Source organism: Bacillus sp. NPDC094106, from assembly GCF_044764345.1.
Taxonomy (GTDB): domain Bacteria; phylum Bacillota; class Bacilli; order Bacillales; family Bacillaceae_G; genus Bacillus_A.
Genome location: NZ_JBIWHY010000007.1, coordinates 35,566 through 49,826 on the forward strand (window position 1 = coordinate 35,566; position 14,261 = coordinate 49,826).

The 14,261-nt window shown below is 40.1% G+C and carries 17 protein-coding genes; 1 reads left to right on the forward strand and 16 read right to left on the reverse strand.

What is annotated here, in order from left to right:
• Positions 1-24: 24 nt before the first annotated feature.
• The 13 genes from ACIQ7L_RS12295 to ACIQ7L_RS12355 form a co-directional block, all read right to left on the reverse strand.
• Positions 25-738 (reverse strand): YwmB family TATA-box binding protein, encoded by a 714-nt coding sequence (locus tag ACIQ7L_RS12295; RefSeq protein WP_400569445.1) that lies wholly within the window; start codon positions 736-738, stop codon positions 25-27.
• A 45-nt stretch (positions 739-783) separates the two neighbouring features.
• Positions 784-1,020, reverse strand: a complete 237-nt coding sequence (locus tag ACIQ7L_RS12300; RefSeq protein ID WP_003202077.1) for a DUF1146 family protein — start codon at positions 1,018-1,020, stop codon at positions 784-786.
• A gap of 218 nt (positions 1,021-1,238) precedes the next feature.
• The gene (gene nuoN / locus ACIQ7L_RS12305; protein ID WP_400569747.1) at positions 1,239-2,753 is read right to left on the reverse strand and encodes an NADH-quinone oxidoreductase subunit NuoN; all 1,515 of its coding nucleotides are present in this window, start codon (positions 2,751-2,753) and stop codon (positions 1,239-1,241) included.
• Between the two features lie 7 nt (positions 2,754-2,760).
• A complete protein-coding gene (locus ACIQ7L_RS12310; protein WP_400569447.1) occupies positions 2,761-4,263 on the reverse strand; it encodes an NADH-quinone oxidoreductase subunit M in 1,503 nt (500 codons plus the stop codon).
• Positions 4,263-6,122 carry an NADH-quinone oxidoreductase subunit L gene (gene nuoL, locus ACIQ7L_RS12315; RefSeq protein WP_400569449.1) on the reverse strand — a complete coding sequence of 620 codons (1,860 nt, stop codon included), beginning with the start codon at positions 6,120-6,122 and terminating at the stop codon, positions 4,263-4,265. The genes ACIQ7L_RS12310 and nuoL overlap by 1 nt, the downstream gene beginning before the upstream one ends.
• 27 nt (positions 6,123-6,149) lie before the next feature.
• Positions 6,150-6,464 (reverse strand): NADH-quinone oxidoreductase subunit NuoK, encoded by a 315-nt coding sequence (gene nuoK / locus ACIQ7L_RS12320; protein WP_400569451.1) that lies wholly within the window; start codon positions 6,462-6,464, stop codon positions 6,150-6,152.
• The gene (locus ACIQ7L_RS12325; RefSeq protein WP_400569453.1) at positions 6,457-6,981 is read right to left on the reverse strand and encodes an NADH-quinone oxidoreductase subunit J; all 525 of its coding nucleotides are present in this window, start codon (positions 6,979-6,981) and stop codon (positions 6,457-6,459) included. Before ACIQ7L_RS12325 ends, nuoK begins: the two co-directional genes overlap by 8 nt.
• Positions 6,978-7,397 carry an NADH-quinone oxidoreductase subunit NuoI gene (gene nuoI / locus ACIQ7L_RS12330; protein WP_017153540.1) on the reverse strand — a complete coding sequence of 140 codons (420 nt, stop codon included), beginning with the start codon at positions 7,395-7,397 and terminating at the stop codon, positions 6,978-6,980. The genes ACIQ7L_RS12325 and nuoI overlap by 4 nt, the downstream gene beginning before the upstream one ends.
• Before the next feature lie 25 nt (positions 7,398-7,422).
• On the reverse strand, positions 7,423-8,424 hold the full coding sequence (gene nuoH / locus ACIQ7L_RS12335) for an NADH-quinone oxidoreductase subunit NuoH (protein ID WP_097899229.1): 1,002 nt from the start codon (positions 8,422-8,424) through the stop codon (positions 7,423-7,425).
• On the reverse strand, positions 8,424-9,524 hold the full coding sequence (gene nuoD / locus ACIQ7L_RS12340; protein WP_400569455.1) for an NADH-quinone oxidoreductase subunit NuoD: 1,101 nt from the start codon (positions 9,522-9,524) through the stop codon (positions 8,424-8,426). Before nuoD ends, nuoH begins: the two co-directional genes overlap by 1 nt.
• 4 nt (positions 9,525-9,528) lie before the next feature.
• Positions 9,529-10,746, reverse strand: a complete 1,218-nt coding sequence (locus ACIQ7L_RS12345) for an NADH-quinone oxidoreductase subunit C (protein ID WP_400569457.1) — start codon at positions 10,744-10,746, stop codon at positions 9,529-9,531.
• Positions 10,743-11,261, reverse strand: a complete 519-nt coding sequence (gene nuoB / locus ACIQ7L_RS12350; protein ID WP_017153544.1) for an NADH-quinone oxidoreductase subunit NuoB — start codon at positions 11,259-11,261, stop codon at positions 10,743-10,745. Before nuoB ends, ACIQ7L_RS12345 begins: the two co-directional genes overlap by 4 nt.
• Positions 11,252-11,620, reverse strand: coding sequence for an NADH-quinone oxidoreductase subunit A (locus ACIQ7L_RS12355; RefSeq protein ID WP_400569460.1), 369 nt, complete (start codon positions 11,618-11,620; stop codon positions 11,252-11,254). Before ACIQ7L_RS12355 ends, nuoB begins: the two co-directional genes overlap by 10 nt.
• A gap of 235 nt (positions 11,621-11,855) precedes the next feature.
• Between ACIQ7L_RS12355 and ACIQ7L_RS12360 the strand changes: the two genes are divergently transcribed.
• Complete coding sequence (locus ACIQ7L_RS12360; RefSeq protein ID WP_400569461.1) at positions 11,856-12,008, forward strand: EAL domain-containing protein; 153 nt, start codon at positions 11,856-11,858, stop codon at positions 12,006-12,008.
• A 111-nt stretch (positions 12,009-12,119) separates the two neighbouring features.
• On the opposite strand, the gene ACIQ7L_RS12365 is transcribed toward ACIQ7L_RS12360, so the two are convergent.
• From ACIQ7L_RS12365 to ACIQ7L_RS12375, 3 genes are all read right to left on the reverse strand, one after another.
• On the reverse strand, positions 12,120-12,773 hold the full coding sequence (locus tag ACIQ7L_RS12365) for a DUF975 family protein (RefSeq protein ID WP_400569463.1): 654 nt from the start codon (positions 12,771-12,773) through the stop codon (positions 12,120-12,122).
• Positions 12,774-12,894: 121 nt separating this feature from the next.
• Positions 12,895-13,680, reverse strand: coding sequence for a DUF975 family protein (locus ACIQ7L_RS12370; RefSeq protein WP_400569749.1), 786 nt, complete (start codon positions 13,678-13,680; stop codon positions 12,895-12,897).
• 173 nt (positions 13,681-13,853) lie between these two features.
• The gene (locus ACIQ7L_RS12375; RefSeq protein WP_400569465.1) at positions 13,854-14,255 is read right to left on the reverse strand and encodes a F0F1 ATP synthase subunit epsilon; all 402 of its coding nucleotides are present in this window, start codon (positions 14,253-14,255) and stop codon (positions 13,854-13,856) included.
• Positions 14,256-14,261: the final 6 nt, after the last annotated feature.

Here is a 14,261-nt window from a genome sequence, read left to right on the forward strand (position 1 = left end):
GTCCTTTTTTCAATATCTATTCATTCAATACTCAGAAGTTATGATCGGTGTGCCAACCACAATTGTATCTTTGTTGTCTGTAGAACGTATTGCTATTTGCACATTTATTTTCTCTCTATTTGTTGAAAGAGCGTCATTCCACTTTTTATTATATGCGGAGACTGACACAAATGCTCTTTCTTCTATCTTTTCGATCGCTCTTGCTGAAAGATTTTTCAAAACCTGATTGGTTTTATTTTGCAAAACACCTTCAATCTTATCATTCAGTACACCCTGAACACAAGTGTAAATTATAGGTTTTGTACTAAAAATTGTATCCATTTCCCGAATGTTCTTAGGGTCCCATTTTGCCCCGCTTACCTCATAGATAATGAAAGTGTTTTCTTTTGTATTTTCCTTACTCCAAGTGACTACTATTCGTTCTTCATGAGAAGAAAATTTTTTGTATGCTGTTGCTTTATATCCATCGTGAGACTGTTCCAATTCCCACTTTTGAATATTTGTTTTTTCTTTCACATCGTTTAACAATTTTTGAAACGTATGTATATTAGAAATGGTTTTGGTTTCTCGTGCTAGCCATGACCATCGCTCCACTTTTGCGCCATTTTTTTCAAGAGCTGCGATCATGCTCTCCATCTTCTCTTCATCAGTTATGGGTTTTATCTCTTTATATCCCACTAAGAATACGACAATGCTTACGACAACAATAAGAATTGTTTGGAACCTTTTCAATTTCATCCCCTCCTATCCCCATTGTTCACGGAGATATGAGGTTCTATACACTTACTTTACTAAATACGTTAAACTCTTTGAATAGCCTAAATAATCAAGAAAAAAATTACTGACAGACGTTCCAATTGCAATCGTTACAAGAATAAGTAGAATCCTTGTTTGCAATACCTTTCCAGATTTCATCAGGCGCTCGATATGAATCCCTTGTAAGGCCCACCATGTAATGGTAATAAACAATAGATGCGAAACAATTGCAATCAGTGCTTGTTGCCCTAAAAGTTGTGCCAAAAAACCGACCCCTTTTGTTTAGCTTTCCACCACCTAGGATGTATAACGATCCCATATGAATGAAAACCACACTTTTTCCCGCTCGAACAGGCAATACGAAATCATCCTCACACTTTCATATAATGAGAAGAGATTACACAGTACCTATCAGCGTTCCTTCTTGCGTCATTACGCACAATAAAAAGCGTAGAGTGACCACCCTACACTTTTTATTTTAACTATTGTACCACGTTCCCTGTAAAGAAGAAATCTTTCATTAAAGGAAAATATTCATAAAAGAAATTGTAACCAATCGCCGGTAAAATCCCTAGTATTACGATTGAAATTGCACAGAAACTAATCACGATTTTTAAATTAATTGGCAGATGTATCTTCTCATCCTCATTCCCTGTCCGGAAAAACATTTGCTGTAAAATGCGGAAATAATACACAAATGATATGACCGTTGTGCCCATCATGACAGATGCCAATATATAATGAGATGGTTCTACAATAAACGCTCCCAAGAAAATATTTATCTTTCCAATAAAACCAGCCGTCCCTGGAATACCAGCCAGGGATAAAATAAAGATTGTCATCATCACGGCAATAGATGGTGAGCGTTTGTACAAACCTGAGAAAATCGTTACACTTTCCTTTCCACTTTGTAAGATTAATCCATGAATCACTGCAAATGCTCCTATGTTCATCAACATGTACGCGAGTATATAAAACCACATGCCGTCCATTGTAAACGGCGATAGTGCTGCAAGCGGAACAAGTAAATACCCAGCATGTGCTATGCCTGAATAAGCAAATAAACGCTTCACATTGTATTGTTTTAACGCCACTATATTACCGATAATCATTGTAATACCAGCTAAGACTGCAATATATACACTCATATGACTAAACAAGGATTGTTCCTTTCCCTCAATCGTTATACTAGAAAACGTCATCAGGAACAAACGAATAACCATAATAAAGCCAGCGATTTTGGAGATTGTTCCGAGAAAGGCAGTGACAGGTGTCGCTGCTCCTTCATATACATCCGGTGCCCACATATGGAATGGTACCGTTGCAATTTTAAATGATAAACCAACAAGCAATAACAAGAATGAGATTGCTAACAAAAGCTGAATACCTCCGGTCACACCTTGCGTAAGTATACGCTGCATATCAACTATATTGGTTGATCCGGTAATACCATATAAATAACTCATTCCAAAGAGCGTAATGGCCGTTCCAATTCCTCCATTAATGACGTACTTCATTGCCGCTTCATTTGAAGCACAATTTCTCTTCCGAATTCCTACTAAAATGTAAGAAGAAAGTGACAGTAGCTCTAAACCGATAAAGAGGGTAATAAAATCGATGCTGGATGCCATAAACATTGCGCCAAGAAGTGCCATTAAAAATAGGTAATAATACTCCCCTTTATCTTGAATAGGTTCCTTTCTATCATCGCTTATCGCCATACATAAGATGAGAATCGCACTAAGTAATAATAGTGTTTTAAATCCTTTTGAAAATCCATCTAATACAAACGAACCATTTAAAATGGAGTCAGCTGGTTCACTGTAAAGCGTAATCAATGCGATTAATGATAAGATGACGGCGCCAATTGCTCCAAATGCTAAGTACTTACGGTTCAGCTTATAAAACAAATCAAGAAGAGAGAGAAGGATGGCCACCAAAAGAACGATGAACTCTGGCACCATTAAATGCCAAGGCAAACTAAGCAATGTATTCATATCCATCCTACTTCACCCCCCATGTTTTCAATGTGTTTTGAAACGGCTCTCCAAGCAATTCTGGCATTACGCCAACCGCTATGATACATATAAGTAGCAGAAGAACCGGAACGTACTCCCAGCCGCGAATATCCGGTTTCGCCTCTAATTCTCGTTTTCCAAATGTCACTTGAAGTGTAGCTCTTAAGACATATACAGCCGTTAAAATAATGCCAAGTGCACCAACGGCCGCTACAATTGGCTTTCCTTGAAATAAACCGAGAAAAGCAAGGAACTCACTAACAAACCCTGACATTCCTGGCAGACCAAGCGAGGCCATACTCCCTGCTAATAAGAAACCGCTAAGCACGGGAACTTGTTTTGCCAAGCCGCCAAGCTTCGTAATGTCAGATGTGCCAAAGCGCTCTTCAATGATGCCAAGCAAGAAAAATAATAATGCGGCAATTAAGCCGTGGGAGACAACTTGAAATAATGCCCCTTGCACGCCAGATGCATTCAGTGCCGCAAGTCCCATCAAGACGATCCCCATATGTGAAATACTGGAGTAAGCGAGTACCTTCCGAAAATCTGTTTGAATCAATGCAAGAAAAGCACCGTACAACAAATTAATTACCCCTAGTATCGCTAGCAGCATTGCAAAATTTTGAAACTGATCTGGAAATAATCCTTTCCCAAAGCGCACAATACCGTACGCCCCGATTTTTAACAGAACACCTGCATGTAACATAACTACTGCGGGATGTGCTTCTACATGCACATTCACCATCCAGCGATGCAAAGGAAAAATCGGTAGCTTAATTGCAAAAGCGATCATAAGCGCTATAAATAACCCTTGTTGTAACGCGCTTGAAACTCCACTTAAAAGCGTCGGTTCTGCTCCAGTTAAAATATTTTTTAACGCTGTAAAATTTGTCGTACCTGTTTTTGCAAAGAGGATCGAAAAAACAATGAGTAAAATGGCTGAACCAATACCGTTATATATTAAATAACTATAAGCAGCTTTTTCACTCGAAAGTTTCCCCCATTTCCCAATGAGCAAAAACATCGGAGGTAATGTGATCTCGAAGAAGATGAAGAACAAAAATAAGTTCTCGGCAGCGAAGACACCAAGCATTCCCACTTCAAGCGTTAATAACAGCATATAAAATCCTTTTATATTTTTTTGAATTGAAAATGCTGTAATCGCCGCAAGTGTTGCTAAAAGTGCTGTGAGTAGCATCATCACAAGTGAAAATCCATCGATATTGAGCTCATAGTAAATAGAAAATATCTTTTTATCTACCTCGGGAAAATTCCCAAATTGAATCCATTTTACCTTTTCTGCAAATATCGATAAGCTCTTCCTAGAAGCATATGTACTAGCTAGGACAATGGCCATCCCAAGCGGGAGCACTGTCCCAAACAAGCCAAGTCCGCGCACGGCACGTACTTCCGTTTTCGGTGTTAATGCAAGGAAGAAGATACCAAGGAGTGGGGAGAAAATGAAGAACGATAATAATAATGCATTCATTACCAATACCCCCCTGTATATAACAGAATGACAACTAATGCTGCTAGAGAAATAGCAGTCACAGTTCCATATACTTGTACATTCCCATTTTGAAGTTTGGAACCAGCACTGCTCACTCCTTTAACAATACCTCTAACTAACTGAGCAATTCCTTCCACAATATATACTTCAAACAAACGAAACACATAGGCAATTCCTTTTACTAGTGGCACTAAAGTCATATTATAGATTTCATCTACATAATACTTTTTCGCAAGCAGGCCATGTAGGACCGTTCCTTGTCCTCCAGCCCAATCTCTAGGAATAGATTGTCTTCCGTAAATAAGGTAGGCCAAGAGAATGCCAGCAAACGAAACGAGCGTCGCAACAATCATAATCCAAGTCGGGCCATGACTTGGCTCCACTTGAAATAGAACATTCTTTGTCAGCCAATCTCCAAGAAATGTTCCAAACCACGGCGTATTGATGTAGCCCGCTAAAACAGCAAGGACACCGAGAACAATCATTGGAAATGTCATAACGCGCGGAGATTCATGCACTTCCGCCTTTGTCTTTGCTTCCCCTGTAAAAACAAGGAAGTATAATCGGAACATGTAAAATGCTGTTAAGAACGCCGCGATCACTGCAAGGACGAACAAAACATAATTGCCGCGCATCCACGCCGCCGCTAAAATTTCATCTTTACTAAAAAATCCTGAAAAAAGTGGAACACCGCTAATAGCAAGCGTACCCATTAAGAACAGGACTCCCGTTACTTTCATCTTCTTCTGCAAGCCGCCCATTTCATTAATGTTTTGCGTATGCACCGCATGAATCACGCTTCCCGCCGCCAAGAAAAGGAGTGCTTTAAAGAAGGCGTGTGTCGTTAAATGAAAGACACCGGCCACATAACCTGCGGAGCCAAGCGCAAGCATCATATACCCGAGCTGACTGATCGTAGAATACGCGAGAACCCTCTTTATATCCGTTTGCACGAGCCCAATGGAAGCAGCAAAGATTGCAGTAAAGGCACCGACAATTGCCACTGTTTGCATTGCCACAGGGCTTGCCACGAACAGCGGGAACATCGTCGCGACTAAGTACACGCCAGCTGCAACCATCGTCGCCGCATGAATAAGTGCCGAGACAGGTGTTGGCCCTTCCATCGCATCTGGCAGCCAAGTATGCAGCGGAAACTGTCCGGATTTCCCCATCGCGCCGATAAAAATTAAAATCGCTGTGAATGTAATCATAGAAGGAGAGACTTCTCCCATTTGTACCGCTTTAAAGATGACCTCGTACTCAAAGCTGCCCGCTTGCCAGAAAAGTAGAATCATCCCAATAAATAAACCGACATCGCCAATACGCGTCATAATAAACGCCTTTTTTGCAGCTGCCTTCGCGGATTCCTTAAAGAAGTAAAAACCAATCAGTAAAAATGAACCAAGTCCAACTAACTCCCAGAATATATAGAGCTGCAATAAATTCGTTGAAATGACTAGCCCTAACATCGCGAATGTAAATAGTCCTAGATATGAATAAAATGTCGGCAACCTTTCATCCCCTTGCATATATCCTTTCGAATACACATGTACAAGGAAACTCACAAGTGTAACGATAAAGAGCATTAAGGCATTCAGTGCATTAACCTCAAATCCAAACGAAAGATCTACATCACCGACTCGTAACCATAACCACGTATGTTTTACTGTTTCTGATGAAAAGCGTTCTACTAATACAACCACCGCACCCACAAAGGAAAGAAATGTCAAAAAGATACCAAGTAAGCTACTTCCTTCTCTTAACTTCTTTCCAAATATAATGAGTAAAAAAAACGAGGCAAGCGGGAAAAGCGGTATAAGCCATGCATAATCGATCATTGTTTCCTTCCCCCTTTTCGGTCACAATTAACCTTTCAGCGTATCCATCTCATCCACGTTAACTGTTGTACGATTACGATACAATGCAATTAAAATTGCGAGCCCAACCGCTGCCTCTGCCGCCGCAACAGACATCGTAAACAGTGAAAAAATTTGTCCTGTTAAGTTTGGAAAAAAGCCGAGCTTACTAAAAGCGACTAAATTTAAATTCGCTGCATTCAACATAAGTTCAATACAAACTAAAACGATGACGGTATTTCGCTTTGTTAAAGCTCCAAATAACCCGATGCAAAATAGAATAATCGCAAGTGCTAAATAGGCGGAAGCTGGAACACTACTCATGGGAATCCCCCTCTTTCTCATCACTCTTCGCAAGTACAATGGCCCCAACAAGTGCAACAAGTAAAACAACTGATGTTAACTCAAATGGAATGACATATTTCGAATACAAAAGCGTACCGATTTGAAGTGTATTTTGTTCATGAAGCGGCACCCCCCCCTGTACATTTTGATTTGTAAAGTCTATATTATTAACCGCGAAGTACATGACCGCGCCAAACGATACAACCGCAAGGAAAACAACAAATTTGCGGAAACTAAATCCTGACTCACTTTCTGCATCATGCTTCGTTAACATAATGCCAAAAATCATAATAATTGTAATCGCTCCAGAGTAAATTAAAATTTGCGCCACCCCAATAAACTCAGCTGACAAAAGAAAATACAAGCCTGCAATGCTAAGAAACGTGAACACAAGGGCAAGCATCATATGCATCACTTTCGTTAAGTTCAACATCAAAATACCACCAATAATCGCCGTTAAGGACAAGACAAAGAATGCTACAAACTCGCCATTCATGCTTTATTCTCCTTTCTGACGTTCTCATCGTTTTCATCGAGCCACTGCAAATTTTTAAACAAATCATCACGCGTATACTCTGCCAACTCAAAGTTGTTTGTCATCACGATTGCCTCTGTCGGGCAAACCTCTGTACACAAATCGCAAAGAATACAAATTTCAAAGTTAATATCGTACGTATCAATAATTTTTCCTTTTTTCGTAGGGTCTGGATGTTTCTTTCCGGTTAATTGAATACAGTCAGTTGGACAAATATTCGCGCATTGATTACAAACGATACATTTTTCCGGATAAAACTTTTGAATACCGCGGAAACGATCTGGTAGTGGCAGCGGCTGATTGGGATAATCATATGTCACCTTTTTCTTGCTTAAATTACTCAGCGTATACTTTAACCCTTTGAATAATCCTTTCATATCTTACTGGCACCCCTCTCATAGATTAGAAAAATAACTCCTTAATCAATGCCGTTAAGAAAATATTTGCAAGTGCGATTGGCAATAATACCTTCCAGCCAAATTCCATCAGCTGATCACCCCTTATACGTGGAAACGTCACGCGGAACCAAATTAATAGAAAGACAACCGCGCTGAACTTTAAGGCAAACCATACAGCACCAGGAATAAAACCAAGAAACATAACTGGATTCCAGCCACCTAAGAAGAGCACCGTAATTAACGAGGCCATTCCAAAGAAGTATACATACTCAGAAAGCATAAAGAACGCCCAGCGAAACCCCGAGTATTCCGTATGATATCCAGAGACAAGTTCCGACTCCGCTTCCGGTAAGTCAAACGGCGTCCGGTTCAACTCTGCAACCGCTGCAATTAAGAAAATAACAAAACCAATCGGCTGCGCGAAAATGTACCAAACCTTCTCCTGCGCCGCTACAATTTCATTTAGATTGAGACTACCAGCTAATAAGACAACACCTATAACACTCATGACAAGGGGAATTTCGTAGGAAATCATCTGCGCCGCCGCACGCATTCCGCCTAAAAGTGAGTATTTATTATTCGATGCCCAGCCGCCGGTCAGAACGCCAATCGTTGTAATCCCTGAAACTGCAATATAATAAAGAAGCCCAACTCCAATATCAGCAAACTGAAATTTATCCGTAAATGGAATGACCGCAAGAACCATAAAGGCAGGTGCAAACGCAATAATAGGTGCCAATATAAATAGCGGCTTATCCGCAGCTTTTGGAATGCTATCTTCTTTTAATAAAAGTTTTAAAACATCAGCTACTGTTTGCAGTAATCCGAAGCGGCCACCAACTTGGTTCGGGCCAATTCGCCCTTGCATAAAACCCATCACTTTCCGCTCTGCTAAAATCCCATATGTAACAAATCCAAGGACAGCAAACAGTAGAAGTACCGCTAAGCCAAAAAAAATGAAGAAATTCTTCCAACCTGCCGATGACTCTAAGATCGTCTCAATCATTAGCCATCAACCTCCCCAAGCACAATATCAACGCCGCCTAAAATCGTAATTAAATTTGCGATATTTTCACCCTTCAAAAGCTTCGGCAAGATTTGTAGGTTATAAAAAGATGGTCTGCGAAATTTCAGACGATACGGCTCTTTCTTTCCTTCGCTCGCAATATAGCACCCAATTTCCCCACGCGGCGACTCAATGCGGACAAATGCCTCGCCCTTCGGCGCCTTAATAATCTTCGGCACTTTCGCTATTACACTTCCTTCCTCCGGAAACTGCTCCGCTGCCTGCTCGATAATTTTGAGAGACTCCTCAATCTCTTTCATCCGACAAATGTAACGATCCCAAGCATCTCCTATTTCTCCAACAGGAACATCGAAATCAAAGCGATCATAAATAGAATACGGTTCATCCTTGCGAAGATCCCATTTCACACCCGTGCACCGCAAATTTGCTCCGCTTAGAGAATAAGAGAGCGCATCTTCCGCGCTATATATACCAACGCCTTTCACACGATTCAAAAAAATTTCATTTCCGCTCACAAGATCGTGATAACCTTTTAATTGTTCTCTCATATATGGGACAAACTCCCGAACCTTTTCGATCCAACCATCCGGGGCATCCCACTTCACACCGCCCACCCGCATATAATTAAAAGTAAGCCGTGCACCGCATAGTTCATTTAAAAGATTAATAATCATCTCTCTCTCACGAAATGCGTATAGAAATGGACTAACTGCACCAATATCAAGAAGGTTGGTACCCCACCAAACAAGATGACTGGCAACGCGGCCAAGCTCCATCGCAAGCACTCGCAAATATTCCGCACGCTCCGGAATTTCCAGTCCCATCATTGTCTCAACAGCATGGCAAATGACATAGTTATTGGTCATTGCTGATAAATAATCCATTCGATCTGTATACGGGATAATTTGTGTATACTGTAAGCCCTCAGCGATTTTCTCCGTCCCACGGTGTAAATAACCAATGACAGGTGTAGCTTCTTTAATGATTTCCCCATCGATTTTAATAACAAGCCGAAATACACCATGTGTACTCGGGTGCTGTGGCCCTACATTTAAAAGCATCTCTTCTGTACGGATCATAATGCTACACCTCCACGTCAAACGGTTCGTAATCTTTTCGAAGCGGATGCCCTACCCAATCATCTGGCATTAAAATACGCGTTAAATTCGGATGCCCCTTAAAGATAATGCCAAGTAAGTCATATGCCTCGCGCTCTGGCCAATTTGCCCCGTTCCAAAGCGGTGTAATCGATGCTACTTGCGGCGCCTCTCGGTCTAATTTCACCTTCACCGCTACAGACTGTTTCTTTCCATATGAAAATAAATGAACATATACTTCCATATGTGTAACAAAATCAGTCGCATGTAGCTCCGACATATAATCAAAAGCAAGTCCCTTATGGAACCTTAATAATTCCATCACTTCATAGTAATTTTCCAGCTGAACTACAAGCGTTGGAACATCTTTTGAAAGCTTATTAATATAGGAATCTACTAATGAATGTTCCCCTATTTTCTCCTTAACAATCTCTACATAAGTATTTAAATATGGTTGGTTTAGTGATGGTTTCTCCTGCTCTAGTGCTTCTTCCTTCTTACTCACAGTCCCCTTTGCTCTTGCGATAGCGACGGCTTTTGCCTCCGCTGCTGCAATTGCCTTCGCTTTCTCATCTTCAGGTGCCCCAGTACCTTCCAATGCCTTTTGCTTCGCTAGCGCTGCCGCTTTTACCTTTGCTGCTGCCACGGCTTTTACCTTCGCTTTGGCTTTCTCCTCGTCTGATACCCCTGCTCCTTCTTTTGCTTTCTGCTTCGCTAGCGCTGCCGCTTTTGCCTTCGCTGCCGCCACTGCCTTTGCTTTGGCTTTGGCTTTCTCCTCGTCTGATATCTCTGCTCCTTCTTTTGCTTTCTGCTTCGCTAGCGCTACCGCTTTTGCCTTTGCTGCTGCCGCGGCTTTTGCCTTCGCTTTGGCTTTCTCCTCGTCTGATACCCCTGCTCCTTCTTTTGCTTTCTGCTTCGCTAGCGCTGCCGCTTTTGCCTTCGCTGCTGCCGCTGCCTTTGCCTTCACTTTGGCTTCTTCTGATATTTCCCCATCCACCGATGCTTGTTTCTTCTCCGCAGCATGGTGTTGAGTCTCTTCCATATTTACCTCATTATCACTTGATAGCGCTTTCTCTTGTTCTTGTGCTTCAAACTTAGTTATTTCCATTTCATGTTTTGCGGCAAGACGTTTTCGAGCTTCTTCTTTCGCATGTCTAGCGGCTTCTTTCTTCATATCCTCTAAATTGTTATTAGGATCACTCATCTATTCGTCACCTGCTTCCCAGTCTTTGCTTCGTAACGAATCTTCTCTTTCAGTTTATTAATTCCATAAATTAAGGCTGCTGGATTAGGAGGACATCCTGGGATATACACATCTACTGGTACGATTTGATCTACCCCTTTTACAACAGCATACGAATTCACATATGGTCCGCCAGCTGTTGCACAAGATCCCATTGCAATGACCCATTTCGGCTCTGGCATCTGATCATATAAACGCCGCACAATAGGTGCCATTTTCTTCGTCACTGTTCCAGAAACAATCATGACATCCGATTGCCTCGGTGATGTCCGAAAGAATGACCCAAATCGATCCAAATCATAATGCGATGAACCAACCCCCATCATTTCAATTGCGCAGCACGCCAATCCAAATGTCATTGGCCATAAAGAGTTACTACGTGCCCATCCCTTTACCTGTTCTAATGTTGTAAAGAAAATATTCCTCTCTAATTCCGCCCGTTCCTGTGGATGTAATTCCTCGAAATTTATAGCCATTGTAACACCTTCTTTTTCCAAGCATACGCCAGACCCACGATTAACATAATGACAAAGATTAGCATTTCAATAAGCGCGAACAAACCAAGCTTGTCATACGCAACAGCCCACGGATATAAAAATAAGGTTTCCACATCAAAGATGACAAATAATAATGCAAAAATATAATAGCGAGCATGAAAACGAACATTTGCATCATGATAGGGTTCAATTCCGCTTTCGTACGTTGTTTCCTTTGCCGCACTCGGCTTATGCGGTCGCAACAACTTTCCTAATGTAAGAGCCGCTACCGGCAGCAATATGCCCAATAGCAAGAAGATGCCAACGATCATATAACTATTTTCATATACATTTGCCATTGTGAAACCCTCCCCCCCCCTGAATTAAGAACAAATTCACTTAGTAAACAATATGTCTCATCTGCATCATTTATTATTTTTAAATTTTTCTAAATAATGCGACTATTTATATCATTATAGCAAACTTCAAATTCCTATGTCGATACGTTAGGAATAATGTGTAAAATCTTCCTAAATAATTCACATTTTTCTTAAAAGGGAATTCTAATATGTTTTTGTTAAAACAGGAGCTAATTTGTCAGCTAAAGAATTTCTACAAAATAATCTTGTACAAACGATTGTTTCCATCTTAGAAGAAACTAGTTTACAACCATATCTTCTTGATATAGAACTAACAGAACATATTGCAATGATAGACGAAAGAACAACTGCCATTCTTACAAGATAACAATTGTAGGTATATGCCAGGCTACTACTTCAGCAAGCCACTCAGCAGTAAACAATTCATGAAATTTCTACAAAAAACACCCAGCATAAATAATTCATGCTGGGTGTTTTCTTAAAAGGTAGGATTTTCTTTTTGATAATAGTCCTGTGAAATTTCATCATAGAATGCCGCAGTTGTTGTATAAAAATATGGTGCTAACCATAAGAAACCGATTCCCAAAGTAACGATACTTAACAAGAACCAACCAATGAAACTTAAGCATAATAAGAAATAATCCATTTTATGTCCATCCATCATGCGACGGCTTTCCGTAATGGCTTGATTCATTGAATACTCCGGATGATCATTTAAAATAAAATACGTCATCGCGTACGAGAAAGATTTAATAATTCCTGGAATAATCAGTAGTATTGTCCATAAAGTAAGATAAATGCACACTAACAAATATGTTAAAAATGACTTTATAAATTTAGTTCCATCTGTAAACCATCTAAACAACTGTCCAATACGAACCTCTTTCTCACGAATCGCATTCAAAACAAGATAATATGCCCCTAAAGTTAACGGTCCAATAATAAGCATTGTGACAATATCCACTGAAAAAGATCCTCTTGCTTCATCCCATCCCCAAACCATCGAGAAAGGAAATGTAACAACAATCCTACAAACAGAAGCAAGAACTGCGATCAGTAATGTAGTACCCACTGCTAGTCCCCATTTCCCTTCCAATGCATCCAGCGCTCTTCCTTTTAAATCACTAATCATATGAAACCTCCTAAATCGAATGAACCTCTAATTTATTATTAGTATAGCACGCCGCTCGCATCTTATATTTCAAAAAAACGAGGTGCATACAACTATTATGCACCTCGTTCTCCATATATTCCTAATGCGATTCATTCTCTGATACGTATTGATAAAAATGTGCTATCGTTGTATTGAAATATGGATAGAGCCAAAGAAATCCAATTCCAAAAGTAAAGATTGCTAACACAGCCCAACCGATGAAGCTAAGCCCTAAAAGGAATAGATCCATTTTATGTCCTTTCATCATCACTTTACTTTCTTTCAGCGCTTGTAAAACACCGTATTCTGGATTTTCCACTAGAATGTAATAAGTCATCGCATATGAAAGAGAAGCAATAACAATTACTATAAACGAAATAAATAATAAAACAAAGAAAGTAATTCCTAATGATTCATTTGCTGACTCACTTTCTCCACCAAATAGAAACACAAACATACCGATCAATATTAACGGTATCCAAGTTCCCGTGTATAGGCAAATTGCCAACATAGCCTTCATTGCCTTCAGCATTCGTTTAAACCCACGGAACCCTTCAAATAAGCAATCTATTACAGCACCATCCCTCTTGCTAAGGCGTAAGGACAGATTCATATAACCATATGTCATGATACCGTATGATGCAAGGTTCACGATGAACATCAGACCATAAATAACGATAATAGCCATAACAGCACCAACTGTTGCTGTTTCCTCTTCAAATGAGCTTATAGAACTACCAATTATCGCCATTAAAAATATACCAGGAATTAAAATAATAAATGATGCCACGAATGAGAGTATATAATTCAAAATAAAATATAGAATTGTCGAACCTACACCAAGCCCCCATTTTCCATTTAACGATTGCAATGCTTCTCGTTTCATTTCACCAATCACTTTCTCATCTCCTTACACTATGTATCTATTTATAGATAAAATTACACTTACAATTATATCATTTTTTGTAATATTTTTTTGTAATATTTCCTATAACGTAAAAATTTAGCCTATTCTATTCATAAAAAAATCCGTAAAGGAATGAACCTTTACGGATTTTCTTATTTCATGTCAGAAACATTCAAACGGTTAATCGCTCGTTTTAGTGCAAGCTCTGCACGCTTAAAGTCAACATGTACTTGTTTATCTTGTAAACGCTGCTCAGCACGACGCTTCGCTTCGTTTGCACGATGGATATCGATATGGTTTGCTTCTTCAGCAGATGGTGCTAATACTGTTACTTTATCTGGACGAACTTCGATAAAGCCACCGCTTACTGCTACATAATCAGTGTGACCGCCATTTTTCAAACGAACCGCACTAATCTTTAGCGGCGCAACAGTTGGAATGTGACCTGGTAAGATCCCCATTTCCCCACTTTCTGTTTTCACGCTTACCATTTCTACTTCTTTTTCGTAAACCGGTCCATCAGGAGTTACAATACTGACTGGAAATGTCTTCATAATTCG

What these genes read in the sequence shown, in the direction of transcription:
- ACIQ7L_RS12370 (WP_400569749.1), bottom strand. Translation starts at nt 13,680, where the DNA reads ATGAAACGAGAAGCATTGCAATCGTTAAATGGAAAATGGGGGCTTGGT.
- ACIQ7L_RS12325 (WP_400569453.1), bottom strand. Translation starts at nt 6,981, where the DNA reads ATGAATGGCGAGTTTGTAGCATTCTTTGTCTTGTCCTTAACGGCGATT.
- ACIQ7L_RS12310 (WP_400569447.1), bottom strand. Translation starts at nt 4,263, where the DNA reads ATGAATGCATTATTATTATCGTTCTTCATTTTCTCCCCACTCCTTGGT.
- nuoK (WP_400569451.1), bottom strand. Translation starts at nt 6,464, where the DNA reads ATGAGTAGTGTTCCAGCTTCCGCCTATTTAGCACTTGCGATTATTCTA.
- ACIQ7L_RS12375 (WP_400569465.1), bottom strand. Translation starts at nt 14,255, where the DNA reads ATGAAGACATTTCCAGTCAGTATTGTAACTCCTGATGGACCGGTTTAC.
- ACIQ7L_RS12365 (WP_400569463.1), bottom strand. Translation starts at nt 12,773, where the DNA reads ATGATTAGTGATTTAAAAGGAAGAGCGCTGGATGCATTGGAAGGGAAA.
- ACIQ7L_RS12295 (WP_400569445.1), bottom strand. Translation starts at nt 738, where the DNA reads ATGAAATTGAAAAGGTTCCAAACAATTCTTATTGTTGTCGTAAGCATT.
- nuoB (WP_017153544.1), bottom strand. Translation starts at nt 11,261, where the DNA reads ATGGCTATAAATTTCGAGGAATTACATCCACAGGAACGGGCGGAATTA.
- nuoL (WP_400569449.1), bottom strand. Translation starts at nt 6,122, where the DNA reads ATGATCGATTATGCATGGCTTATACCGCTTTTCCCGCTTGCCTCGTTT.
- nuoD (WP_400569455.1), bottom strand. Translation starts at nt 9,524, where the DNA reads ATGATCCGTACAGAAGAGATGCTTTTAAATGTAGGGCCACAGCACCCG.
- nuoI (WP_017153540.1), bottom strand. Translation starts at nt 7,397, where the DNA reads ATGAAAGGATTATTCAAAGGGTTAAAGTATACGCTGAGTAATTTAAGC.
- ACIQ7L_RS12355 (WP_400569460.1), bottom strand. Translation starts at nt 11,620, where the DNA reads ATGGCAAATGTATATGAAAATAGTTATATGATCGTTGGCATCTTCTTG.
- nuoH (WP_097899229.1), bottom strand. Translation starts at nt 8,424, where the DNA reads ATGATTGAGACGATCTTAGAGTCATCGGCAGGTTGGAAGAATTTCTTC.
- nuoN (WP_400569747.1), bottom strand. Translation starts at nt 2,753, where the DNA reads ATGAATACATTGCTTAGTTTGCCTTGGCATTTAATGGTGCCAGAGTTC.
- ACIQ7L_RS12345 (WP_400569457.1), bottom strand. Translation starts at nt 10,746, where the DNA reads ATGAGTGATCCTAATAACAATTTAGAGGATATGAAGAAAGAAGCCGCT.